Annotated in this window: 16 protein-coding genes; 4 read left to right on the top strand and 12 right to left on the bottom strand. The window is 70.0% G+C overall.

Annotation, left to right across the window (positions count from 1 at the left end):
- Positions 1–31: 31 nt before the first annotated feature.
- A complete protein-coding gene (locus ACQBAU_RS07585; protein WP_465255949.1) occupies positions 32–1,528 on the top strand; it encodes a DEAD/DEAH box helicase in 1,497 nt (498 codons plus the stop codon).
- Between the two features lie 6 nt (positions 1,529–1,534).
- Here ACQBAU_RS07585 and ACQBAU_RS07580 read toward each other — a convergent pair whose 3' ends face one another.
- The 3 genes from ACQBAU_RS07580 to ACQBAU_RS07570 are packed head-to-tail and all read right to left on the bottom strand — an operon-like array spanning position 1,535 to position 8,704.
- Complete coding sequence (locus ACQBAU_RS07580) at positions 1,535–2,374, bottom strand: PHP domain-containing protein (RefSeq protein ID WP_434550149.1); 840 nt, start codon at positions 2,372–2,374, stop codon at positions 1,535–1,537.
- 25 nt (positions 2,375–2,399) lie between these two features.
- Entirely contained in the window at positions 2,400–3,788 is a 1,389-nt protein-coding gene (locus ACQBAU_RS07575) for a Gfo/Idh/MocA family protein (protein WP_465255803.1), read from the bottom strand.
- A 23-nt stretch (positions 3,789–3,811) separates the two neighbouring features.
- Positions 3,812–8,704, bottom strand: coding sequence for an NAD-glutamate dehydrogenase (locus tag ACQBAU_RS07570; protein WP_465255802.1), 4,893 nt, complete (start codon positions 8,702–8,704; stop codon positions 3,812–3,814).
- A 201-nt stretch (positions 8,705–8,905) separates the two neighbouring features.
- On the opposite strand from ACQBAU_RS07570, the gene ACQBAU_RS07565 reads away from it, so the two are divergent.
- Entirely contained in the window at positions 8,906–9,385 is a 480-nt protein-coding gene (locus tag ACQBAU_RS07565; RefSeq protein WP_465255801.1) for a DUF2505 domain-containing protein, read from the top strand.
- A 115-nt stretch (positions 9,386–9,500) separates the two neighbouring features.
- On the opposite strand, the gene ACQBAU_RS07560 is transcribed toward ACQBAU_RS07565, so the two are convergent.
- From ACQBAU_RS07560 to ACQBAU_RS07550, 3 genes are all read right to left on the bottom strand, one after another.
- Complete coding sequence (locus ACQBAU_RS07560) at positions 9,501–11,459, bottom strand: acetylxylan esterase (protein ID WP_465255800.1); 1,959 nt, start codon at positions 11,457–11,459, stop codon at positions 9,501–9,503.
- Between the two features lie 58 nt (positions 11,460–11,517).
- Positions 11,518–12,294 carry a 6-phosphogluconolactonase gene (locus tag ACQBAU_RS07555; protein ID WP_434550085.1) on the bottom strand — a complete coding sequence of 259 codons (777 nt, stop codon included), beginning with the start codon at positions 12,292–12,294 and terminating at the stop codon, positions 11,518–11,520.
- Positions 12,295–12,476: 182 nt separating this feature from the next.
- A complete protein-coding gene (locus ACQBAU_RS07550) occupies positions 12,477–13,460 on the bottom strand; it encodes a LacI family DNA-binding transcriptional regulator (protein ID WP_465255799.1) in 984 nt (327 codons plus the stop codon).
- 349 nt (positions 13,461–13,809) lie between these two features.
- On the opposite strand from ACQBAU_RS07550, the gene ACQBAU_RS07545 reads away from it, so the two are divergent.
- A complete protein-coding gene (locus ACQBAU_RS07545; RefSeq protein ID WP_465255798.1) occupies positions 13,810–17,625 on the top strand; it encodes a heparinase II/III domain-containing protein in 3,816 nt (1,271 codons plus the stop codon).
- Between the two features lie 155 nt (positions 17,626–17,780).
- On the top strand, positions 17,781–18,239 hold the full coding sequence (locus ACQBAU_RS07540) for a hypothetical protein (protein WP_465255797.1): 459 nt from the start codon (positions 17,781–17,783) through the stop codon (positions 18,237–18,239).
- A gap of 31 nt (positions 18,240–18,270) precedes the next feature.
- Here ACQBAU_RS07540 and ACQBAU_RS07535 read toward each other — a convergent pair whose 3' ends face one another.
- The 6 genes from ACQBAU_RS07535 to ffh all read right to left on the bottom strand — a co-directional run bounded on the left by ACQBAU_RS07535 (position 18,271) and on the right by ffh (position 23,689).
- Positions 18,271–19,362, bottom strand: a complete 1,092-nt coding sequence (locus tag ACQBAU_RS07535) for an amidohydrolase family protein (RefSeq protein ID WP_434550089.1) — start codon at positions 19,360–19,362, stop codon at positions 18,271–18,273.
- A 37-nt stretch (positions 19,363–19,399) separates the two neighbouring features.
- The gene (locus ACQBAU_RS07530; RefSeq protein ID WP_434550090.1) at positions 19,400–20,140 is read right to left on the bottom strand and encodes a glycerophosphodiester phosphodiesterase; all 741 of its coding nucleotides are present in this window, start codon (positions 20,138–20,140) and stop codon (positions 19,400–19,402) included.
- A gap of 251 nt (positions 20,141–20,391) precedes the next feature.
- Complete coding sequence (locus tag ACQBAU_RS07525) at positions 20,392–20,811, bottom strand: PIN domain-containing protein (protein ID WP_465255796.1); 420 nt, start codon at positions 20,809–20,811, stop codon at positions 20,392–20,394.
- Positions 20,802–21,023, bottom strand: a complete 222-nt coding sequence (gene vapB / locus ACQBAU_RS07520; RefSeq protein WP_465255795.1) for a type II toxin-antitoxin system VapB family antitoxin — start codon at positions 21,021–21,023, stop codon at positions 20,802–20,804. The genes ACQBAU_RS07525 and vapB overlap by 10 nt, the downstream gene beginning before the upstream one ends.
- A 101-nt stretch (positions 21,024–21,124) precedes the next feature.
- Entirely contained in the window at positions 21,125–22,075 is a 951-nt protein-coding gene (locus tag ACQBAU_RS07515) for a GNAT family N-acetyltransferase (RefSeq protein WP_465255794.1), read from the bottom strand.
- Positions 22,076–22,087: 12 nt separating this feature from the next.
- Entirely contained in the window at positions 22,088–23,689 is a 1,602-nt protein-coding gene (gene ffh, locus ACQBAU_RS07510; RefSeq protein ID WP_465255793.1) for a signal recognition particle protein, read from the bottom strand.
- Positions 23,690–23,709: the final 20 nt, after the last annotated feature.

Genomic DNA, 23,709 nt, shown 5'->3' with positions numbered 1-23,709 from the left:
CGACGAGCAGACGTTCGCCGATCTGGGCGTGATGCCCGAGATCGCCGACGCGCTCGCCGCGGTCGGCATCGTGCACCCGTTCCCCATCCAGTCGATGGCGATCCCGATCGCGATCATGGGCACCGACATGATCGGCCAGGCCCGGACCGGCACCGGCAAGACGCTCGCGTTCGGCGTCAGCCTGTTGCAACGGATCGTCTCGCCGACCGACCGCGACTTCTCCGAGCAGGCCAAGCCAGGTGCCCCGCAGGCCCTGGTCGTCGCACCGACGCGGGAGCTCGCCAGCCAGGTCAGCAAGGACCTCGCCACCGCCGCCAAGCAGCGTGGCGCCCGCGTCCTCACCGTGTACGGCGGTGTCGGCTACGAACCGCAACTCGACGGACTGGCCGCCGGTGTCGAGGTCGTCGTCGGCACCCCGGGCCGACTGCTCGACCTGGCCGACCGTCGCGCCCTCGACCTGAGCCACATCAAGGTGCTGGTGCTCGACGAGGCCGACGAGATGCTCGACCTCGGCTTCCTGCCCGACGTGGAGCGGATCCTGGCCAAGACCCCGGAGTTGCGGCAGACGATGCTGTTCTCCGCGACGATGCCGTCGGCCATCGTGTCGCTGGCGCGGCGCCACCTGCGTCACCCGGTCAACATTCGCGCCGAGTCCCAGGGCTCGGAGGAGACGGTGCCGACGACGGCGCAATTCGTCTACCAGGCGCACAGCATGGACAAGCCGGAGGTCGTGGCACGGATCCTGCAGGCCGAGGGCCGCGACCGGTGCATGATCTTCTGCCGGACCAAGCGGGCCGCCCAGCGGGTGGCCGACGACCTCGCCGAGCGTGGCTTCAACGCCGCCGCCATCCACGGTGACCTCAACCAGGTCGCGCGGGAGAAGGCGCTGAAGCGGTTCCGGGAGGGCACCGTCGACGTGCTCGCCGCCACCGACGTCGCTGCCCGCGGCATCGACGTCACCGGCGTGACACACGTGATCAACTACGAGTGCCCCGACGACGAGAAGACCTACGTCCACCGCATCGGTCGCACCGGCCGGGCGGGTGCCTCGGGCATCGCGATCACCTTTGTCGACTGGGCCGACACGACCCGGTGGAAGGTGATCAACCGGGCGTTGGGGTTGCCGTTCGAGGAGCCGCAGGAGACCTACTCGACCTCGGAGCACCTGTTCCACGACATGGGCATCGCACCGGGGACGACCGGACGGCTGAAGCCGGCCGAGGCTGCCCCGAAGGCCGACGACAAGCCGGGCCGTGGCCGGTCGGGTCGCGACGGCTCCGGTTCCGGCCGCAACGCCGAGCCGCGGAGCGATCGCCCCCGCCGCAAGCGGAACCGACGCCGTACGCACAACGGGGTCGAGGTCACCGCCGACGCCCCCACGACCGAGGCACCGTCCCCGGCGGCCGACGCCGCTGGCACATCCGGTGCCGGGGAGGCCGCGGGCGACGACAAGCCCCGTCGTCGGCGCCGTCGTCGTCGTGGCGGGTCGTCGGCAAACACCGAGTCCTCCCCCGCCTCCCAGAGCTGACGTCGGTCAGGACCGCTTGAGACGGCCCATCAGTTCGGCGTAGACGTCAGGGTCGGTGGTGTTGCAGCCGAGCTCGTGGTCGACCTTGCCGAGTCCGTGGTGGTCGCTCGATCCGGTGGGCAGCAGGCCCAGGTCACCGGCCAGCGTGCGCAACTGCTCGCGCGCCGCCGCGTCATGGTCCTGGTGGTCGACCTCGATCCCGTCGAGGTGGTGCTCGTACGCCAGCATCCGGATCACGTCCGGGGTCATCACCTCGCCGGTGCTGCGTCCCCACGGGTGCGCCAGGACGGTCACGCCCCCGGCCTCGCGGACCAGGTCGATGCCGCGGGTCAGCTCGACCGCGTAGCGCGGGACGTGGGCGGGGCCACCATCGGCCAGGTAGCGGTCGAACGCCTCGGTCCGGTCGGCGACGTGGCCGGCCGCCACCAACGCGTCGGCGATGTGGGGCCGTCCGATCGACGGTGACCCGCCGACCTGGGTCATCACCTGCTCCCGGGTCACCGGGACGCCCAGCTCGGCCAGCTTCGCCAGCACCGGCCCCAACCGGTCGTCACGGCCGGCCCGGATGTGCGTCAACTCCGCAGCCAGGCCGGGGTGGGTGATGTCGGCGCCGTACGCCAGCAGGTGCACACTGCGCCCGCGGAACCGGGTCGACACCTCCATGCCGGCAACCACGTGGACCCCGACCTCCTCGCCCGTCGCGACGGCCTCGGCGATCCCGTCCATCGTGTCGTGGTCGGTCAGCGCGATCACGTCCAGCCCGGCCCGCTCGGCCGCCCGGACCAGGTCGGCCGGGGCGTCGGTGCCGTCACTGACCGCCGAATGGGTGTGCAGGTCGATCCGCAGTCGGCGCGTGTCGTCGCCGGGTCGGTCAGTCACCGTACCGGCCCCGCATCTCGTCGAGCTCGACCCAGCTGCCGGTACGGCGCCCCTCCTCGGCCGCGAAGGCCGACAGCTGACCGTTGACCGACCCCGCCAGGTCGGTGGTCGACAACGACGGCTGCTCGCCGTTCAGCACTGCGACGAAGTCGCCGACCAATCGCAGGTCACCACCGCCGTGGAAGTCCTCCCCACCGGCGGTGTCGACGACCTCCTCGCTGTGGTGGACCCCCGACGCGTCGAAGCGACGCAACACGAACTGGTCCTCCTCCATCTTGCCCTCGATCTCGCCGGCAGTACCGACCAGGTGGATGGTCCGTGATCCCTTGGCCGCCGTCGTGGCCATCGTCATGGTGCCGGTGGCCCCGTTCTCGAACTCGACCAGGACGCCCTGACGGTCGACGACGGTGTTGTCGGTCCGCCACACACAGCGGCCGAACGGGTTGTCGGTCGCCAGTGACGCCAACTTCTCCTCGTCGGTGGCCGGGTGGTCGAGGTGCTCCAGCGACTCCCACGCGTACGCCCCCCAGCGGCCCAGGTCGACGTAGACCCGCTTGGCCGAGTAGGCGCACGACTCCTCGATCGCGCAGTCGGTCAGGCAACGGGTACCCGAGCCGGCCGGCGCGTTCGCCTCGGTGAACCAGCTCAACGACCCCGCACTGGTGGCTCGGACCGGGCGGGTCGGCCCGGCGAACCACGACATCAGGTCCATGTCGTGACTGCACTTGGCGAGCAGGATCGACGAGCCCGACTCGGCCTCGTTGCGCCACCGGCCCCGGACGAAGGCGCTGGCCATGTGGTCGTACGCGACCTGCTCGGCCAGGTCGATCGACAGCACCCGGCCGATCTCACCGGCGTGCACCCGGCGCTTGATCTCGGCGTAGAACGGGGCGTGCCGCAGCACGTGGCAGACGGCCACGGTCCGGCCGGTGGCCGACGCTCGCTCCTCCAGCTGCAGCAGTCCGGCCGGATCGAGCGAGACCGGCTTCTCGAGGAGCATGTCGTAGCCGAGGTCGAGCAGGGCCAGACCGAGCGGAACGTGCAGCGCGTCCATCGTGCCGTTGATGGCGGCCCGAGCGACCGGTTCGTCGGGCAGGTCGGCGACCCGCTCCCACTGGCGTTCGGCGGGGATGCCGAACCGCTCGGCCGCGGCGCGACGCCGGACCGGGTTGGGGTCGACCACCCCGACCACCCGCATCTGGTCGGGGTGTTCCTCGGCGTAGCCGGCATAACGCAGGGTGCGGTGCCCGGCCCCCACCAGCAGGACGTCGATGGTGCCCGTGCTGCTGGTGCCCGTGTTGCTGGTGCCCGTGGTGCTGGTGCTCGTCTCGCTGGTCTCAGGGGCGGTGGTCGTCCGGTCCTGGCCCGTCGGGTTGATCATGGTCGGCCAATGTACCCGTCCGGTCACGCATCGGCGACCAGTGACCGGACGACGCGCAGCGCGACCGACATCCGGGCCAGGTCGGCACCACCGGCGGTGATGTCGGCCAACAGCTCGGTGGCGTCGGTGAGTCCCGGCTTCTGCTCCTGCCAGGCGCGAACGATCGCCGCGACCGTCTCCGCCGACGACGCGCTGCCGGCACCGGCCGCATCGACCTCGGCCCCGTCCGCGTGGTGCAGCACCGCTTGCGCGAGCTGGCCGTGCAGGGTGTGCAGGTCGTCGCGCAGCGTGGCCCGCGCCATCGTCTGCCACCGATCGGTCCGGGGCAGGTCCACGATCGTCACCAACAGCTGGTCGAGCCCGATCAACTCCCCCAGCCGGACGTGGACGGCGGTGACGAGCCACGGGTCGTACCTGCCCTGGTTGGCGATCCGGGCAATGCCCAGGGCCGCGTACGACTCGGGCAGCACGGCCACCGCCCGCGCCAGGTCCTCGGGCACCCCGGCCTGGGTGTAGTTGGACAGCCGGTCGGCGAACCGAGCGGCTTCGCGGCCGACCAACAGCTCGGGCAGCTGGTCCCGTACCGTGGCCACCTGCTCGGCGTACTCCGTCACGGTGGCTGCGATGTCGATCGGTCGGCGGCAGTTGTTGATCACCCACCGGGTGGCACGCTCCACCAGCGTCCGGACCTCCATCCGCATCCGGGTCTGCACCGACGCCGACACCTGGTTGTCGAGGGCCTCGATCCGTTGCTCGAGCTGCCGTGCGCCGAACACCTCCCGGGCCACCAGGTGGGCGCGGATCGTCGTGACGACGGGCGCCCCGCTCTCCTTGCCCAACCGGTGCCAGCTGGTGATGCCGGCCCGGTTGACCGCATCGTTGACGACCACGGTGGCGATGATCTCGCGGTGCAGCGGGTGCTCGGGCATCACCTCGGCGTACCGTTCCCGCATCGGTGTGGGGAAGTAGTTGATCAACCGATCGGCCAGCCACGGGTCGTCCGGCAGGTCGGAGGCGATCACGTCCTCGGCCATCCTGATCTTGGTGTACGCCATCAGCGTGGCGGTCTCGGGTGCGGTCAATCCCTGGTCCGCCTCACGTCGGCGCTCCATCTCGCGGGTGCTCGGCATGAACTCGATCGTCCGGTCGAGGTGGCCCGACTTCTCCAGCTCACTCATCCAGTCCTTGTGGACGGTGACCATCGAGCCTGCCTGGGACTGCGAGTTCGCCAACGCCAGGTTCTGGTCGTAGTTGTGCCGCAGCACCAGGTCGGCGACCTCGTCGGTCATCGCGGCCAGCAGCCGGTCCCGCTCCGGGGTGGTGAGCCGGCCGGCCGCCACCTCACCGGCCAGCAGGATCTTGATGTTGACCTCGTGGTCGGAGCAGTCGACACCGGCGGAGTTGTCGATGAAGTCGGTGTTGATCCGACCGCCGGCCGCCGCGTACTCGATCCGGCCACGCTGGGTGAACCCGAGGTTGCCGCCCTCGCCGACACACCTGGCACGCAGGTCGCGGCCGTCCACCCGGACCGCGTCGTTCGCCCGGTCGCCGACCTGGCCGTCGGTCTCCGCACTCGACTTCACGTACGTCCCGATGCCGCCGTTCCACAGCAGGTCGACCGGGGCCTTCAGCACCGCGGTGATCAACTCGGTCGGGGTGAGCGTGGCGACGTCGGCGTCGATGCCGAGGGCCTCCCTCATCTCGGGGGTGATGGTGATCGACTTCAGCTTCCGGTCGAAGACGCCGCCGCCCTTGCTGATCAAGCTGGTGTCGTAGTCGGCCCAGCTCGACCGGGGCAGCTGGAACAGCCGCTCGCGCTCGGCGAACCCGGCCGCCGCCTCCGGGTCGGGGTCGACGAACACGTGCCGGTGGTCGAACGCGGCCACCAGTCGGGTGTGGCGGCTGAGCAGCATGCCGTTGCCGAACACGTCACCGGACATGTCCCCCACCCCGACACAGGTGAAGTCCTCGGTCTGGCAGTCGCGGTCCAACTCCCGGAAGTGACGCTTCACCGACTCCCAGCCACCGCGGGCGGTGATGCCCATGCCCTTGTGGTCGTAGCCCGCCGAGCCGCCGGAGGCGAACGCGTCGCCCAGCCAGAAGCTGCGATCGACCGCGATCTGGTTGGCGATGTCGGAGAACGAGGCGGTCCCCTTGTCGGCGGCGACCACCAGGTAGGCGTCGTCCCCGTCGTGGCGGACCACCTCGGTCGGCGGCACGATCGCGCCCTCGACGATCGTGTCGGTGACGTCCAGCAGGGCGCCGATGAACATCTTGTAGCAGGCCACGCCTTCGGCGAACCAGGCATCACGGTCGACCGTCGGATCCGGGAGCTGCTTGCAGTAGAAGCCACCCTTGGCCCCCACCGGCACGATCACGGTGTTCTTCACCATCTGTGCCTTCACCAGGCCGAGCACCTCGGTGCGGTAGTCCTCGGCACGGTCCGACCACCGCAGCCCACCGCGGGCGACCTCACCGAACCGCAGGTGGACGCCCTCGACCCGCGGGGAGTACACGAAGATCTCGTACGCGGGCCGCGGCTCGGGCAGCCCGTCGATCTGCCGGGGCAACACCTTGAACGCGAGGCACTCGCGGTCGTGACGGTAGGCGTTGGTGCGGATGATCCCGTTGATCACCTGCAGGTAGGAGCGGAAGATTCGATCATGGTCGAGGCTCTCGACGTCGTTCAGCATCGCGACGACCTCGTCGGTCAGCTGCGTCGCCCCGGCGGTGCGGTCGCCACCGGCCGGTTCATGGGCCGGGTCGAACCGTACGGTGAACAGCTCGGCGAGCTTGTCGGTGATGTCGGTGTGGGCGAGCAGCGAGCCGGCGATGTGGGCCTGGCTGTAGGTGCTGCCGACCTGTTGCAGGTAGCGGGCGATCGCCCGGAGGTGGTGTGCCTGTTGCCATGTCAGCCCCGCCGCCATGATCAACGCGTTGAAACCGTCGGACTCCGAGCTGCCCTGCCACGATGCGTTGAACGCGTCCATGAAGCGGTGGCGGTCGGCCGCACTCCACCGGGTGCCGACCGCGCTCCGGCCACCGGGCACGGTGAGCCCGAAGTCGTAGATGTGGCTGGCCTCCGGGGTGCCCTCGGCGATCACGTACGGCCGCTCGTCGATCACCACGACCCCGAGCGACGACAGGTGCGGCAGCACCTCGGTCAGCGACAGGCTGGTGCCGCGGCAGAAGATCTTCAACCGCAGGTCGGCGTGGTCGCCCGATTCGTCCGGCGCGTACAGCGCCAACGGCAGTTCACGGCGGGTCGTGCCCTCCCGCGGCAACGCCTCGTCGGTTGCCGTTTCGGCCGGCTCGTCGGCCTGTTCCCCGTCGACGTCGGCCGGGGGCCGGGCCGTCGCCAGCGCGGTCAGGTCGAGGATCGCCTGACGCGCGGTGAAGTTCTCCTTGTAGCCGTCGGGCAGTCCGGCGGCCAGATGGGCCAGAGCGCTGTCGGCCTCCTGACTGGCCAGCTCGTCGGCGAAGTCGTCGTCCCAGGTCCGGGTGGCCCGGGTCAGCATCTCCTCCACCGCGGCCACGTCGAGACCGGGGATCTTCTGTCCGATCGGCGCCCGGACCACCAGGTGGAGGCGGGCCAGTACCGCCTCGGAGACGGCGACGGTGAAGTCGGCGGTCTCGCCGCCGAGCTCGCGGCACAGGATCTGCTGGATCCGGGTCCGGACCGCGGTGGTGTAGCGGTCACGCGGGATGAACACCAGGCAGGACACGAACCGGTCGTAGCGGTCGCGGCGGGTGAACAGTCGGACCTGCCGCCGGTCCTTCAACCGTGACATCGTCTCCACGGCCTCGCCCAGCTGGCTGACGTCGGCCTGGAACAGTTCGTCGCGGGGGTAGTTGTCCAGCACCGCCATCACGGCCTTCGCGCCGTGGCTGGCCGGGTCGTAGCCGGTGTCGGCCAGGATGTGCTCGGCCTTGCGGCGCAGCAGGGGCAGCCTGGTCACCGACTCGTTGTAGGCCGAGGCACCGAAGAGGCCGAGGAAGCGGTCCTCGCCGGTGAGGTTCCCGGCGTCGTCGAAGGACCGGACCCCGATGTAGTCGAGGTGGTTGGGCCGGTGGACCGACGACTTGAAGTTGTCCTTGGTGATCACCACCCGTTCGTCTGTGCCGGCGTCGGGATCGAAGGCGTGGAAGGCATGTTCGGTGTCGCTGTCGGCGCGCAGGATGCCGAGTCCGGTGCCCGGGACCGGTTCATAGCCGGAGCGGTCGTGGGCCACCCGGTAGCGGCGGTAGCCGAGGAAGGTGAAGTTGTCGCCGGCGAGCCACTCGAGCAGCGCCCGCTCCTCCCCTTCGAGGTCGGTCACCACGGCGGCCGCCCGCTCGCGCATCTTGCCCCAGTCCTCCACGGCCTCCTCCACGTCGCGGAGCACCCGCTGCAGGCCGTCGGCGAGGTCCGCCGGTGTCTGATGGGTGGGGCCGGGCAGCAGCTCGAGGTGGATCCACGACTCGTGGATGGCCGTCGCGTCACCCTTGGCCTCGGCGGTGTGCACGACGTCGTGCAGCTTGCCGGTGACGTCGCGGTGCACGACGAACTGGGGGTGGTAGATCTCGCGCACGCTCCAGCCCTGTCGGATCACCTCCATCGTCACGGTGTCGACCAGGAAGGGCTTGTCGTCGGTGATCAACTGGACGACGGTCGCCCCCTGGGCAGACCAGCCGTCCTCGGCGGCCCGGGGCGTGAACACCGCGACGTTGGCGGTCGCCACCTGGCGTTGCAGGGCGAGCCGGTAGTGCGCCCCGACCAGACCGAGCAGGTCATCGGTGGCGCGAGCCAGCACGTCGTCGACGTCGACGTGTCGGAAGTAGTGGCGCAGGAACTCCTTGGCCTGTTCGGGTCCGGCGCCCACTTCTGCTGCCAGCTCGGTGGCGCGTGCGGCCACTTCGTCCAGCCGCCCCGACATGTCTCCCGCCACGGCCGTGGCCCCCTCCGCTGTGTTGCCTGCGTCGCGTGTCCCGCGCTCACCTGCGACCCTAACCAATCGCCATGCCAGTCGCACCGGTGGTATGGCCCGTGTCGCGGACAGCGTGCCCGGGGTCCGCGACACGGGCCGGGGCCGGAGGGGCGTCACGGGCGGCGACCCGCGGGGTGTCAGGATGTCGCCATGGACATTTCCTCGCGCGCCGAGTTCGCCGCCGACCCCGCCCGGGTCTTCGAGATGCTGACCACCAAGGAGTTCCTCGACGAGGTCTGCGTCGCCGGACACGCTCGCGAGTACGAGTGCTCCGTGTCCGGAAGCACCACCACCTCCCGTCGGGTGCTGCCGGCGCCGGACAGCGCGAGCAAGTTCACCGGACCGACGCTGACCGTGGTCGAGGAGATCACCTGGGGCGACGCGCGTCCCGACGGCGGCCGCACCGGACAGGTGAAGCTGACCGTCCCCGGACAACCGGTCAATCTGTCCGGCACCGTGGAACTGGCACCGGGCGGCCCGGGGTCGACGATCGACCTCAAGGCCGACCTGAAGGTGAACATTCCCCTGCTGGGCAAGAAGTTGGAGCAGTCGGCCGCACCCGCCATCCTGGCCGGCTTCGACGTCCAGCAGCAGGTCGGTCAGCGGTGGCTGGCCGAGCGCCCCGCCTGAGCCCTCACACATCCAAGCACCGGCGATGGCGGCGCGAATCCGCCCCGCGTCGCAGAGTTCGACCCCAGTGGCCGGATTCTTGCGACTCGGGGCGGATTCGCGAGGTTGGCCCCCGTCAGAAGCGGACCCGGCCCAGGCCTGGGATGAGCGCCTGCCACCCGTCAGGTGTCTGACCCGGGGCAACGACGGTCCTCGCCGCAGCCACCGGGTCGAGGACTCCGGCAGTGTGGCGCACCTTGGTGATCCGGGCACCGGCGCCGGCTGGGCGCCCGGCTGACACGCGGGAAGCGAGTTCGGCGTACAGCCCGGGGACAGGCGCTCCGGTCACCAGGTGGACCTCGGCCGCGGTGTCGAGTCCGGGCCAGCGCCGGACCATCGCGGGATCGGTGGTCAACACATCGGCTGCCCGCACGATGTCGTACACCCGGCCGGCGGCGAGACTGTCATCCAGCCAGAGCAGGTCGTGGCTGAGCTTCGACAGGTGGCTGCGGACGCTGCCCGCCTCGACGTTCCCCCGGGCCCGGACGGCCAGCGCACCGGTGCCACGCACGTCGAGCACAAGGCACGGCCCGGCTGCCGGACCCGCCACCAGGTCGTCGTCGAGTCCGGCAGCGGCGGTGGCCGTCCCGTCGTCCAGCAGCACCAGGGTCAGCACCGGCTCGGTGGTCGATCCTTCGGCCTGCAGCGGTGGCAGCAGCACTCCGGCGGCGTACAGGTCGGTCTCGCTCTTCCAGAACAGGCGCGGCTCGGCCTCGTCGCCGATCCACCGCACATCCGCGTGGGCCGGAACCTCACGCGGGCCGAGCACGCGATCGGTCAACCAGGCAACGGGATCCGGCACGTCGAGGGGCTCGGATGCCCCACGGGTGATCAGGTCAGTGATCGACACCGACTCGGGGCGGTCGGCGATCAGCAGCCCCTGTGGACCGGTCCAGGCCTGCTCCTCCGGCAGCGGTACGTGTGGGCCGACTGCGGGTGCCGGTGCGGGCAGCCCGAACACGTCGGCGAAGAAGGCGGCCGATGCGGCGGCAAGTTCGTCGTTGTAGGAGTGGGTGCCCTCGGCAACCGTGCACGACAAGGCCTCCGGCGCTCCGAGGGTGGTGAAGGCTCGACCGGCGTGGGTGATCGATTCGCGGGTCCCGTCGATCACGAAGAAGTCCGAGGAGACCGCCAGCACGCGCACCGGCCGCGGGGCCATCACGGCCAACAGGTCACCATGATCAACTCCGGCGGTGGTGCCACCGAGCAGGTGCTGTTCGGGGTCCTGCAACTGCCCGGTCCGCTGGTAGGCCAGCCGGGAGGTGACGTACGTCCCCGGCGCGGCCGCGGCGAGCCTCGGCTCGAGCGCCATCGCGATCGTGGTCTGGGTGCCGCCACCGCTGTTGCCGGTGACGCCGATCCGCTCCGAATCGATCTCCGGCATCGCGTCCAGCAGGTCCACCGCGCGGATCAGGTCGGCCACCATGTACGACATCAGCGACCGGCCCTGCCACCACAGCGGGATCCCGGTGCGGAAGTGCTCCTCGACACCCCACCCGCGGCTGGTGTCCCGGTCATGATCGGTTGAACCGATCCGCTCGCCCTGGCCGTGCGGGTCGACCGCCAGCACCGTCAACCCGGCGGCGGCGAGGGTGTTGCAGACGATCTGGTAGCGCGCACCACCCTTCGCCTCCCGCATGTGACCACAGGCGAACACGACGGCCGGGCCCGGCGCCGTCGCGGTCGCGTGGCCCGGCGGACGGTGCAACAGGGCCGACACCAACACCCCGGGCAGCGACTCGAAGACGATCCGCTCGACCTCGACTCCCCCGGTCTGCTCCCCGGGTCGTGCCGGCACCGGCTCGCGATGCACGACCACCGGCGGTTCGGTGGGCAACTCGGGCAGTCCACCGATCCCGGCGAGCACGGCTGCCCGGATCCGTGCCTGATGTGCCCGGACCTGGTCGGGGGTGTCCCACGGTTCGGCCGACCACGCGGCGACCGCGGCCTCCGTACGGCGTCGGACGTGCCGTTCGAGGTCGACCGACGGGTCGGCGTACCCGTCGAGTTCCGGTCCGAATCCCTTGATCCTCATGCCAGCCTCCGCGCTGTCCGACGTGGTGGCCCCGCCAACGGCGCGAGCCAGACTGCTGTCACAGCAGCGAAGCGGACTCCGCGTCCAGGAACAACGTGGCGTTGCCGACGGTACGCAGGTAGGTCGCCGGGCAGGCGGTGCTGATCTCGTCGTTCAGCGCGGCGCGGACAGCCTTCGCCTTGCGCTGCTCGGGAGCCGACACGACCACCGTTTCGGCCTGGACCAGGGCCGGGATGGACAGCGAGATCGCGTACTGCGGCACCGAGGCGTCGTCGGGGAAGTGACCCTCCCCGACCTGCTGTGCGCGCGACTCCGCGTTGAGCGTGATCACGTTCGCCAGCCGCGGGTCGTCGAACTTCGCGTCGTACGGCTCGTTGAACGCGAGGTGCCCGTTCTCCCCGATCCCCATGCAGGTCAGGTCGATCGGCGCCTCCCGCAGCAGCGCCTCGTAGCGTGCGCACTCCTCCTCCGGGTCGGCGTTCCCGTTGATGTAGTGCATCTGCTTGACGCCCAGGCCCTCGGCGACACGCTCGCGCATCCAGCGGCGGAAGCTGGCCGGATGGTCGTCGGAGATGTCGAGGTACTCGTCCATGTGGAAGGCGGTCACCTTGTCCCACGCGATGTCGTGGTCGGCGAGGGCCTCCATCAACGGGAACTGTGAGTTCCCGGTGGCAAGGATGGCGCGCGCCTCACCCCGTGCCGCGATGGCCGCGTTCAGGGCGTCGGCGACCACGGCGGCGGCGTCCCGGCCGAGGTCGGCGGCGGTGTCGTTGATTCGTACGGTCAGTTCCCCGGCCTGGAGCGTCCGGGGCGATGTGTCACTGGGCGAGGTCATGGCGACACCATACTGCAAGTGCAGCAAGTTGCAGGCTTCCGTACCGGAGGGGCCACGCTCCCGAGCTTGTCGAGGGGCCCCGGACGTCTCGACGGGCTCGACGGGCGTACAGGCTCGACGGGGGTACAGGCTCGACAGGCGTACAGGCTCGACAGGCGTACAGGCTCGACAGGGCTTACGGGTCAGGTGACCGGACTCTGGGTCGAGCTGCGAATGACGAGTCGGGTGTCGAGGCGGCGGGTGGCGGGACCGTGGCTCTCGCCGCGCTCGATCAGGTCGCTGATCGTGTCGACAGCGATCCGGCCGGCCTCGGTGCCCGGTACGTGCACGGTGGTCAGGGCCGGGTAGGACATCCCCGACATCGGCGAGTCGTCGATGCCCAGCACACTGATGTCGGAGCCCACCTTCAGGCCGCGTTCGGAGATCCGCACCATCACGCCGAGGGCGATCATGTCGTCGTAGGCGATCACGGCCGACACCTTGGCCGCCACCACCAGGTCGGCCGCCCGGACCCCGGACTGCACCACCGGCTCGAACGGGCCGAACTCGACCAGCTCGACGCCCAGATCGGCGGTGGCCGCGGCCACCGCGTCCCGGCGCAACCGGTTGGACCAGGACCGCTTCGGGCCGTTCAGGTACGCGATCCGCTGGTGCCCGAGCGCAGCGAGGTGCTCCACCGCCTCCCGCATCCCGTCGGCGTTGTCGATCACGACGCTGGGCATGCCCTCGACGAGCCGGTTGACGAACACCACCGGGGCCAGTTGGCCGTACTCGACCAGTTCCTCGTCGGTGGCCCGGGGAGAGACCACGATCAGACCGTCCACCCGGTCACGCAGGATCCGCGCCAGCCCGAGCTCGTCGTCGGGATGTTCGTCCAGGTCGGCGATCATGATCGCCCGCCCCTTGGACAGGGCCCGGGACTGGGCAGCCTTGATGATCGGCGGGAAGAACGGGTTCACGATGTCGGGGACCAGCATGCCGATCACGCCCCGGCCGACCGCCCGGGAACGGCTCATCCCTGGCACCTGGTAGCCGAGCTTCTGCGCGACCTGCTGGATCCTATCGCGGGTCGCCTCGTTGACGAGGTCAGGGTTCGACAGGGCACGCGAGACCGTGGAGGTCGACACCCCGAGCTCGGCGGCGATGTCTGCCAGCGTGACGCCCATGACACTTCCCTTCCGTTGCGTCCCACCCCGGACGGTGCCGTGGCGGATTTCTCGTGGCGGCCAACGTACTGCAACCCGGCCAGCCACCGAAAGCATCGTCGCTCAGGCTGGCAACACCTTGCCACGACGCGACCGTGATCGACTGCAATGCTTTGCGGTCTTGCTGCAGCGGAGCTGGGTTCACACCGACCGAGTCATCGCCCCGCCGGACGTCCGGCATTTTGTCCGGGTATTGACCGTGTTCCCGCACGATCGCTACCGTGGTGGCGACAAGCGGGGGCGACGCAGCCTCGACCGGGGAACGGGCAGCGTCCAGAGACAAGGCGGTTTCATGTCCGAAGGACTTTCCATGCCGACGACGCACGCGTCCGAATCCCACCGGCCCGGCACCTTCGGGCGCCGCACCCTGTTGCGCGCGGGCGCCGTGGTGGCGGTGGGCGGCACGGTGCTGAGCCGATTCCCCGGCACCGCACACGCCGCACCGGCGGTCGGTGACAACCTCGTCCCCAACGGCGACTTCGAGACGCTGAACGCAGCCGGCTTCCCGACCGGCTGGGGCCAGTTCAACACGGCGTTCCCGGTCACCGCGGTGAACGATCCGGTGCACGGCGGGTCGGTCGCGGTCCGCATGTCCGACCCGGACGGGACGGCCAGCAGTGGCCTGCGCAGCCAGGTGTTCCCGGTGACGCCGGGCCGCCCGTACCTGGCCACGGCCCACGTCGTGGTCTTCTCCGGAGCACCCCAGCTCTACCTGGAGTGGCGCAGTGCCGGCGGTGCCCGGATCGGGGTCACCACCGCCACCGCCGTCGAGTACGACGGCTGGCAGGTGATCGCCGTGCGAGACATCGCTCCCGCCGAGGCGACCCGGGCCTCGGTGCTGCTCTACAGCTCGTCGGTCAACGCCGGCGTCGCCGTCTTCGACGACGTCGCCATGGTGGAGGCCTCGACCGAACTGGGCGTCCCCAACGGTGACTTCGAGTTGGTCAGCGGTGAGGCCCCCACGTTGTGGAACCAGCTCAACCCGGCGATCCCGTACCACGCCTCACACGAGCACGTACGCGGCGGCAGCCACGCGGTGCACCACGGCCACGACTCCTGGACCACCAAGGGTGGTCTGCGGAGCAGCCGGATCCCGATCACGCCGGGGACGCAGTACCGCGCCACCGCGCAGGCGTACAACGCCCAGGGCAACCCGATGCTCGGGCTCGAGTTCTGGGACGCCCAGGGCACCCGGCTGACCGCCCCGTACGGCCTGCCCGGCAAGCGCAGCCTCGACTGGCAGCCGGTGGACGTGCTCGCGACCGCGCCGATCGGTGCGGTGACGGCCACCGTGCTGCTGTACTCACTCACCGTCCCGACCTCGACCTGGTTCGACGACGTGGTCATCGAGGAGGTACCGCCCACCCCCGACCGGGAGTTCCGGCTGATCCATCCGGCCCACCCGCGGTACAACCTGGCCGCCGGTGACGTCACCCGGTTGCGCCAGCTCAAGGACAGCACCGAACCCAACCCGCTCGGTGTCGTCGGCAAGGAGTTGTACGACCAGATCGTCGGGCGGGCCGACGCGTTCGTCGCCGAGACCTCGTTCTCGGTCAGCTACTACAACGGCTACCGGGTCACCTATGACTCCCCGCCCACCCAGCCGGCGCCGATGCCTCCCCCGCCCGGGTTCACCGGCAAGTACCCGTACTGGTCGGGGTTGGGCAAGGCGATCGCCGAGCGGGTGGACACGCTCGCCGCGGCGTACACGCTGACCGGCCGGACCGACCTGGCCGACAAGGTGGTCAGTTACCTCGACACCCTGGCCGGTTGGGTGCAGTGGAACGACCCGCAGTTCGGTGCGCGGGCCGACCAGTTCACCGGTTACGTCACCCAGAGCCTGCTCGCCGCGTACGACCAGGTCCATGATCAACTCACTCCCGACCAGCACGAGCGGTTCATCGAAACCGTGTCCAGCAAGGGACTTGAGCTGGTGTACGAGGACACCGTGCCCGGTGGTGGGCAGATCGGTGCGACCGCCCCGACGCTCGCCCTGGGCGGTCTGGTGATGCTGGGCGAGGACTCCCGGGCCGAGCGCTACCTGACCCGCGCCTGTGAGGTCTTCGAGTCGTGGCTCGATGCGCGGATGGAGTCCGGCTCGAACGAGGGCTTCAGCTACACCGCCTACTCGTCCAACGCGATGGTCCGTTCGCTGGCCGCGCTCGCCCGGGTCACCGGCGACACCTCATTGAGCCGACACCCCTTCTTCACCGACCTGATGTGGCGGTGGCTGGTGTACGCGGCCGCCCCGCCCGCCGGGTACGCCTCCTACTCCGACGCGCTGGCCAAGGGGTACGCCGGCACCACCTTGCACTACATGAACCGTGAGCTGGGCAACGGGTACGCAGGTTGGCTGCTGCGCGAGGCCGACCACACCAGCAGTTGGCCGGCGATGGACCAGCTGTACGGCTACCAGGCCGACGCACCCGTTCGGACACCGGACGACCTGCCCCACAGTGGCCTGGTTGCGGAGGTCGGGTTGGCGAGTCTGCGTTCGGGTTGGGCGGTCGAGGACAGCCTGCTCACCGTACGCGCGATCGACTCCGCCTTCGGTCACAACCACTTCGACCAGAACAGTGTCCAGCTCGCCATCGGCGGTGCGTGGATCGGTCGTGACCCGGGTTACCAGGACCTCGGCACCAGCGGACCGACCGCCGTGTTCAGCCAGCGCACCGGCCACAGCACGATCCTGCTCGACGGTGACTCCCAGGACCAGCTCGGCCAGGGCGAACTGTCCGGATTCTTCGCCGGCACCGACTTCGGCCACGTCGTCGGCACCGCGCCCGGAAGCTACGTCACCCCGGCGGTGTCGCAGTTCGACCGTCGGGTGGTGCGGATCGGTCGGAACCGGTACGTGATGATCGACCAGCTGGCCGCTCCCGAAGCCCACGACTGGGACTGGGTGATGTTCCACGGCCCGCTGTACGGCCACGCCGTCGACGGGGCGGCGCGCCCGGTCGACCAGGCAGTCGCCGGGCAGGAGTTCCATGTCCACAACGGACATGCGCAGTTGTGGGGGTGGTCCGGCGGTCAGGGAACGCGCACCGTCACCTTCGCCGTCACCCCGGGCGCGGAACAGTACGGGGTGCAGACCCGCATCCGCTCCACCGACACCGAGCAGACCCACTTCCTCACCCTGCTGGAGGCTGCTGCGGTCTCCGACGAACACCACCTGCTCGCCGAGCAGTTGGTCGCCGCGGTCGTCGACACCGGCGGGCCGACGCCCGGAACCCCTGTCCGTACGGAGAATGCGGGCACCACCTACCTGACCTACTCCGGTGGTGCCGGCGGCTGGATCGACGTCAAGGTCGACATCGCGGTCGCCGGGGATCATGTGATCGACACGATCTTCATGACCAGCTACGGGTACGGCCAGACCGCGCTGTCGGTGGACGGCCAGCCGTTGGGCGGGTCGTACGACCCGGCGTTCTTCGGGCTGGTGCCCGGCAACACGTTCCGCCACGGCACGGTCCACCTGACCGCGGGTGAGCACGTGCTCCGCTTCCGCAACACCGGCGCCAGCACCAGTGGTGGCACCGCGATGGCGATCAGTTCGGTCCGGGTGATCCCGGCCGCGACCGCCGACGCCGTGGCCGACAACGGGTTGAGCTCGCGCAACCTGGTCGGCAGCAACGTGATCGGCATCCTCACCGACGCCGACGTCGACATCCGCAAGGCGACCCTCGGCGAGGACGCCGACGCCGCATGGCAGGTCGAGTGGGTCGCCCAGCGGACCGGTGGCACCGGCACCTACCGGTTGGACGACGCCGCCGGCGCGACGACACTGGTTGCCGATGCGGACTTCGTCGTCGCCCAGCTCACCCGTGGCCGTGGTGCCCGGGCGCTGCACCGCCTGGGCGCGATCAACGCCACCACCGTGACGATCGGTGACCTGGTGCTGCTGGCCTCGGACCGGCCGGTCGACGTCGCCCTGGCGACGGCCACCGCACCCATGACCGAGCTGACCGTTCGGGCCACCGAGGCCGGCACGGTCAGGGTGTACGCATCCCGTCCGCGTCGGGTCACCGTCAACGGGATCCCGGCCCGGTTCGGCTACCGGGCCGCCGAGGCGGCGGTCAGCCTGTCGGTGCCGGCCGGTACGTCGACCGTCGTGCTGAGCGTCTGAGCTGCGACCCGAACTGGTGGAGGGGCGTCTCGACAAGCTCGACGGGCGTGATGCGGCTCGACGGACGTGATGCGGATGTCGCCATCGGCTGGCGGTGAGGTAGGGGGCGTGCGAGGCTCTCACGGGTCATGTCCACCGCTCAGGAGTGTCCCTGAATGTCTGCCGCCACGCCCACGGCCGAGGCCCTGGTCCAGCCGTGGCGAAGCATCGATCGGTGGTACGCCCGTTTCCATGCGCCGCTGGCCGTCCTGGCCCTGGTGTTGACGTTCCTGCCGTACTACGGACAACGCTCCCCTGACACTCGCCAGCACGGCAACCTGTGGCAGGAGGTGATCCGCAGCGGCAGCGCCATCGATCTGTTCGCCCTCGTCCTGATGCTGCTGATCGTGCTGCTGCTGGCGCTGGCAGCCCTGGAGCGACTCCCCGCGGCCACCCTGCTGGTTCTCGCGGGAGTCGCTCTGGTGCTCGGCCTGATGCTGGTGGTGCCGCCCGGCTACCGGGAGCGACCGCCGTTCACCCAGGCCGGTGTGGTCGACGTCGTGCTGTTGTTCACCGTCACGGCGTTGGCCCTGGCCCAGGCCGTCCACGGTTTGGTGCTGAAGGCCACCAGGTGACACCCGGCCGGTGATGATCACCGGAAGTTGATCACGCCAGTCGTCGGCCATCGCGGACGACCGCGGTCAAGCGTTTGAGGGCGGTCGGGTCCTGCCGCGGGTCGTCGTCGGTCAGCACCAGGTCGGCCGGTGCTCCGGGTGTCAGTTCGGCCGGTGCGCCCAGCCACCCCCGGGCCCACCAGCTGGCCGCACCCAACGCCGTGCCGGCCCCGGCCACCCGCGCCAGCAGGGCCACCTCGTCGGCGATCGTGCCGTGGGGTCGCAGGCCGCCTGCGTCCGACCCGGCAAGCAGGCCGATCCCTGCGTCCACACACTTTCCGACGGTGTCGAAGCTCCGGTCGTACAGGTCGCGCATGTGCTTGGCGTACGCCGGGAACTTCTCCTCCCCCTGCGCGGCGAAGGTCGGGAAGTTGTCGATCTGCACCAGGGTCGGGTCCAGCACGGTCCCCTGGGCCGCCATCGCGGTGATCACCTCGTCGGTCAGCCCCGTCCCGTGCTCGACACAGTCAACGCCGGCGGCCACCCAGTCGGCGACGGCCTCCTCGGCGAACGTGTGCACAGCCACCCGTGCCCCCAACTCGTGGGCGCGAGCGACCGCGGCGACCACCACGTCGGTCGGCCACAAGGGCGCCAGGTCTCCCAGCCCGCGGTCGATCCAGTCGCCGACCACCTTCACCCAGCCGTCCCCGGCGGCGGCCTGCCGCTCGACCTCGGCGACCAGGTCGTCGGGCTCCACCTCGACGGCGTAGTTGCGGATGTAGCGGCGGCTCCGGGCGATGTGCCGACCGCACCGGATGATCTTCGGCACGTCGTCGCGGGCGTCGAGCCAGCGGGTGTCGGTCGGCACTCCGGCATCGCGGACCAAAAGCACCCCCGACGCCACGTCGGTCCGGGCCTGGCTGATCGCGGTCTCCCGGTCGACCGCACCGTCGGGTCCGAGCCCGATGTGGCAGTGGGCGTCCACCAGGCCGGGCAGTACGTACGCACCGGGCACCGTCTCCGCACCGCGGACCGGGCTGTCGGTGATCAGGCCGTCGGTGACCCACAGCTCCCGGGACTCCTCCGCGGGCAGGACGGTCGCACGCAGGTGCAGCGGTCGGGACTCGGTCATCGGCTGGCCCATCGACTCATCGTAGGCGGTGGTCGACCTTGGTCGCCGGTCAGGCGTGGGCCGCCAGCCAGGCGTCTCGCGCCGCGACACCGATGGCCGGGTCGTCCATCGTGATGCCGCACCAACCCTGCTCGAGGACGGCCGCCACCTCGACCGCCTCGCGGATCACCCAGGTGCAGGTACGACCTCCTCGGGCCCGGTAGGCGGTGACCGCCGGTTCATCGGCCAGTTCACGGTGCACCAACACCACGTACCGGTCGTCGGCAGGCTCGGTCGCCGGAGTCGCGTGCTCGGCCAGGCCGCGCAGCAGCTTCTCCCGCTCCGTGGCGCCCGAGATCAGTCCGACGCGCCACGGGCCGTCGGCGGCGAGTGCTGTGGTGACGACGTCGTAATGGAAGCTGGTGATCGTGACGCCGGCCACGTGCGGGGCGGTGCGGGCCAGGGCGAGGACCCCGGCGAGCGCGGCCGGATCCTTGATCTCGACCTGGAAGTCGACGTCGGGGAACGCCTCCCACACCTCCCGGAGCTCCGGCACTCGTTCCCCGTTCCCGGCGTCGAGGGAGCGCACCTCCGCCCACGTCAGGTCGGCAACGGCGCCGGTACCGTCGGTCGTCCGGTCGACCGTCGCGTCGTGCATCACGACCAGGTGGCCGTCGCGGCTCACCCGGACGTCGAACTCCAGTTGGTCGGCACCGTCGGCGACGCCGCGCCGGAAGCCGGCCAAGGTGTTCTCCGGCGCCACCGCCATCGCGCCACGATGTCCGGCAATGACCAGTCCTCGTTCACTCACGTGCGGGCCTCCGGTGTGTTTTGAGTGCTGTGGGGAACTGTGTGTCCTGCGCTGTGGGAACTCGGCCACGCTGTCACAACGCGATCGGGATCACCCCTTCAGTGATGGCGAATCCCAGTCGTTGGAACACGACCCTGACGCCGCCACCGCACTCTGGGTCACGAACATGCGGCACGAGCTCATCATGGAGGACGGCCAGCCACCAAGCGTGGCCCACACGGATGGGCATCAGGTGTTCCGTGCCTGCAAGGTCATCGCAACACAAGCGAGTCCACAGGTTGTCCCGTGAGCTCGGCGATGAGGTCGAAGTCCTTGTCCACCGCCAGCACCGTCAGCCCGGTCTTCTCCGCAGTGGCGGCGATGAGGAGGTCCGGGATGGACGGTGCACGGTGCCGACCACGGTCAGCGAGCAGCATCTGCACCTCTTCCGCACGACTTTCGATGGCAGGAGTGATCCGCTCGACTGGCATCAGAGAGAGCGGTGGTCGACGAAATCCCTCCCGACCTTCACTTCCCGTTCGTGCCGAGTACCCGAGCTCAAGGCGTGTGATCGTCGAGATCCGAACGAGCCCGCGGTCGATCCTGCGCTTCCAGGTCTCCGTTTCGGCAGCCTGATCGAGTTGGAGCCTGACAAGAGCAGACTTGTCGATGAGCCAGTTCGTCACCGCCACGCGTCGGCCATGACGTCGGGGTCTGCGAGGTCAGCGAAGATCTGCCCGGACCGCTTCCAGTCCTCGTCACTCGTCTTCGTCGTCGGCCGGGGTGCGTCGCCCTCCAGTCTGCGGCGCAGGTACTCGTTGCGCGACAGGCCCAGCTCCGCAGCACTTCGGTCGATCCGAGCGACAGTCTCGTCGCTGAGTCCACGAATCAGCACGTTCGTCATGACAACCACCTCCAGATTTCGGCGACATCATGATATCACCGAGGGTCACGCGGTGGCCCCACCCGCATCACGTCGTCCCGTCGCCCGGTGACCACCCGCCCCTACAGGGCGATCGTGATCATCTCTTCGGTGGTGACGAATCCCTGCCGTTCGTACAGCCGACGAGCACCGTCGTTGGTGCCGAAGACGTGCAGGGCGAGGACGGCCGCGCCACGGTCGCGTGCCGCGTCGGCCGCGGCGTGCAGGATGGCCTCACCGTGGCCACGACGCCGGTGGTCGGGCAACACCTCGATGTCATAGATGAACGCCTGGTCTGCCGGCCGGCCGACTCCGTTGAGCGTCAACCATAGAATCCCCACCTCCACCTCGTCGACGACGGCGGACCACAACCAGTGGCCCTCCGTTTCCCGTCCGTCGGGCAACAGGGCCTCGTGCTGCTGGGTGGATGCGGCCACCGCCGCGGCCGGATCGGTGACCACGCCGGCCTTCACCAGCTCGTCGGCGTAGTGCTGGACTCCCCGTGCCCGGTAGGCATCGAACTGCTGCCGGGTCATCGGCACGAGCAGGACGACCGAGCTCGGTCGTTGTTCAGGGGCCGGCTGTTGATCATGGGCCAGGTCGAGCACCATCCGGACACCCGCCACGTCCACCGCCCTGTCGACCGTGAACGCCGCGGTGGCCGCGTCGCCCGCCCAGCGGCTGGTGCGCAGGCTCGTGGCACCGTCGCCTCGCAACCGGCTCACCACCAGATCGACCAGCTCGCCATGATCAACTCCACCCGGATCCACCGCGACCAGGGTGGCGACGGCCTCGCCGCCGGCATGTCGCAGCCAGACCCAGCCGGACTGTTGATCATGGTCGGACGGTACGACCCGCCAGATCCGGTGAGGCGCGGCGAGTTGGCCGTCGACGAACACGTCGCCCAGCAGGCCGCCGACCTGGGCCATCGCATCGTCGCGACGTTGCCCACCCTCGATCCGCTGCGCGAGCAGGCGTTCCCGGACACGCGGCCACCAGGCCTTGAGGTCCGCCGTCGGCTCCAGGGTCAGCACCGAACGGTCGATCTACTTGCCCTGCTTGAACATCTTCTGCAGGTCGGGCGGCAACTGGAAGTCACCCATCGCCCGCTGCAGGTCCTCGGGCGACATCGTCGACGGGTCGAGGTCCTGGCTCCCGAAGGCCGCCGCCGGATCGACCGGTTGCTGCTGTTCGGCCGGCTGCGGACCCTTGGCCCGCTTCGCCGGGTTGCCCGACACCTTCTTGCCGCCCTTCTTCGCCTTCTTCGCCTGCGGCTTGCGGGGGCCGCCGCCACCACCGCCGCCCGGCATCCCCGGCATCCCGGGCATGCCCGGCATCGAGCCGTTGGCCAGCGAGTTCATCATCTTGCGGGCGTCGGTGAACCGCTTGACCAAGCTGTTGACGTCGGAGACCTCGGTGCCGGAGCCCTTCGCGATCCGGGCGCGGCGCGAACCGTTCAGGATCCCCGGGTCGGCCCGTTCGGCCGGCGTCATCGAGTAGATGATCGCCTCGATCTTGTCGACCTCGCGCTCGTCGAAGTTGGCGAGCTGGTCCTTCATCTCGCCCATCCCCGGCAACATCCCGAAGACCTTCGACAGCGGGCCCATCCGGCGTACGGCCTGCATCTGCTGGAGGAAGTCCTGCAGCCCGAACTCGGTGCCCTTGCCGCCGGTGATCTTGGCCGCGGCCTTCGCCGACTCCTCGGCGTCGAAGGTGGCCTCGGCCTTCTCGATCAGGGTGAGCATGTCGCCCATACCGAGGATCCGGCTGGCCATCCGGTCGGGGTGGAACAGGTCGAAGTCCTCGACCTTCTCACCCGAGCTGGCGAACATGATCGGCTTGCCGGTCACCCGCGCCACCGACAGTGCGGCACCACCGCGGGCGTCACCGTCGAGCTTGGTCAGCACGACCGCGTCGAAGCCGACCCCGTCGGCGAACGCGTTGGCGGTGTTGACCGCGTCCTGGCCGACCATCGCGTCGACGACGAACAGCACCTCGTCGGGCCGGACGGCGGACTTGATGTCGGCCGCCTGCTGCATCAACACCTCGTCGACGCCGAGTCGGCCGGCGGTGTCGACGATCACGACGTCGTACAGCTTCTGCTTGGCGTGCTCGACCGAGGAGCGGGCCACCTCGACCGGGTCACCGACACCGTTGCCGGGCTCCGGGGCGTACACGTGGATCCCGGCGCGCTCGCCGACCACCTGCAGCTGGTTCACCGCGTTCGGGCGTTGCAGGTCGGCCGCGACGAGCAGCGGGGCGTGGCCCTGGCCGCGCAGCCACTTGGCCAGCTTGCCGGCCAGCGTCGTCTTGCCGGCGCCCTGCAGGCCGGCCAGCATGATGACCGTCGGCGGTTGCTTGGCGAAGCGGAGCTCACGGGTCTGGCCACCGAGGATCTCGATGAGCTCCTCGTTGACGATCTTGACGACCTGCTGGGTCGGGTTCAGCGCGCCGTGGAGCTCAGCGCCCTTGGCGCGCTCCTTGATCGCAGCGACGAACTCCTTGACCACCGACAGGTTGACGTCGGCCTCCAGCAGCGCGATGCGGATCTCGCGGGCGGTGGCGTCGATGTCGGCGTCGGTCAGTCTGCCCTTGCCCCGCAGGTTCTTGAAGGCAACCGACAGCCGGTCGGAGAGGGTGTCGAACAACGTGGATCCTCAGGGTCGGG

The organism is Carbonicoccus niuqiaonis, assembly GCF_050157065.1.
In the GTDB taxonomy this organism is placed as follows: Bacteria; Actinomycetota; Actinomycetes; order Propionibacteriales; family Propionibacteriaceae; genus Avipropionibacterium.
This window is presented reverse-complemented; position numbering and strand designations above follow the sequence as displayed.

Excerpts from the sequence above, each read along its gene's own strand:
- vapB (WP_465255795.1), bottom strand. The coding sequence starts at position 21,023 with ATGACGAACGTGCTGATTCGTGGACTCAGCGACGAGACTGTCGCTCGG.
- ACQBAU_RS07545 (WP_465255798.1), top strand. The coding sequence starts at position 13,810 with ATGCCGACGACGCACGCGTCCGAATCCCACCGGCCCGGCACCTTCGGG.
- ACQBAU_RS07585 (WP_465255949.1), top strand. The coding sequence starts at position 32 with ATGCCCGAGATCGCCGACGCGCTCGCCGCGGTCGGCATCGTGCACCCG.
- ACQBAU_RS07550 (WP_465255799.1), bottom strand. The coding sequence starts at position 13,460 with ATGGGCGTCACGCTGGCAGACATCGCCGCCGAGCTCGGGGTGTCGACC.
- ACQBAU_RS07565 (WP_465255801.1), top strand. The coding sequence starts at position 8,906 with ATGGACATTTCCTCGCGCGCCGAGTTCGCCGCCGACCCCGCCCGGGTC.
- ACQBAU_RS07575 (WP_465255803.1), bottom strand. The coding sequence starts at position 3,788 with ATGATCAACCCGACGGGCCAGGACCGGACGACCACCGCCCCTGAGACC.
- ACQBAU_RS07535 (WP_434550089.1), bottom strand. The coding sequence starts at position 19,362 with ATGGGCCAGCCGATGACCGAGTCCCGACCGCTGCACCTGCGTGCGACC.
- ACQBAU_RS07540 (WP_465255797.1), top strand. The coding sequence starts at position 17,781 with ATGTCTGCCGCCACGCCCACGGCCGAGGCCCTGGTCCAGCCGTGGCGA.
- ACQBAU_RS07570 (WP_465255802.1), bottom strand. The coding sequence starts at position 8,704 with ATGTCGGGGCGGCTGGACGAAGTGGCCGCACGCGCCACCGAGCTGGCA.
- ACQBAU_RS07560 (WP_465255800.1), bottom strand. The coding sequence starts at position 11,459 with ATGAGGATCAAGGGATTCGGACCGGAACTCGACGGGTACGCCGACCCG.
- ACQBAU_RS07555 (WP_434550085.1), bottom strand. The coding sequence starts at position 12,294 with ATGACCTCGCCCAGTGACACATCGCCCCGGACGCTCCAGGCCGGGGAA.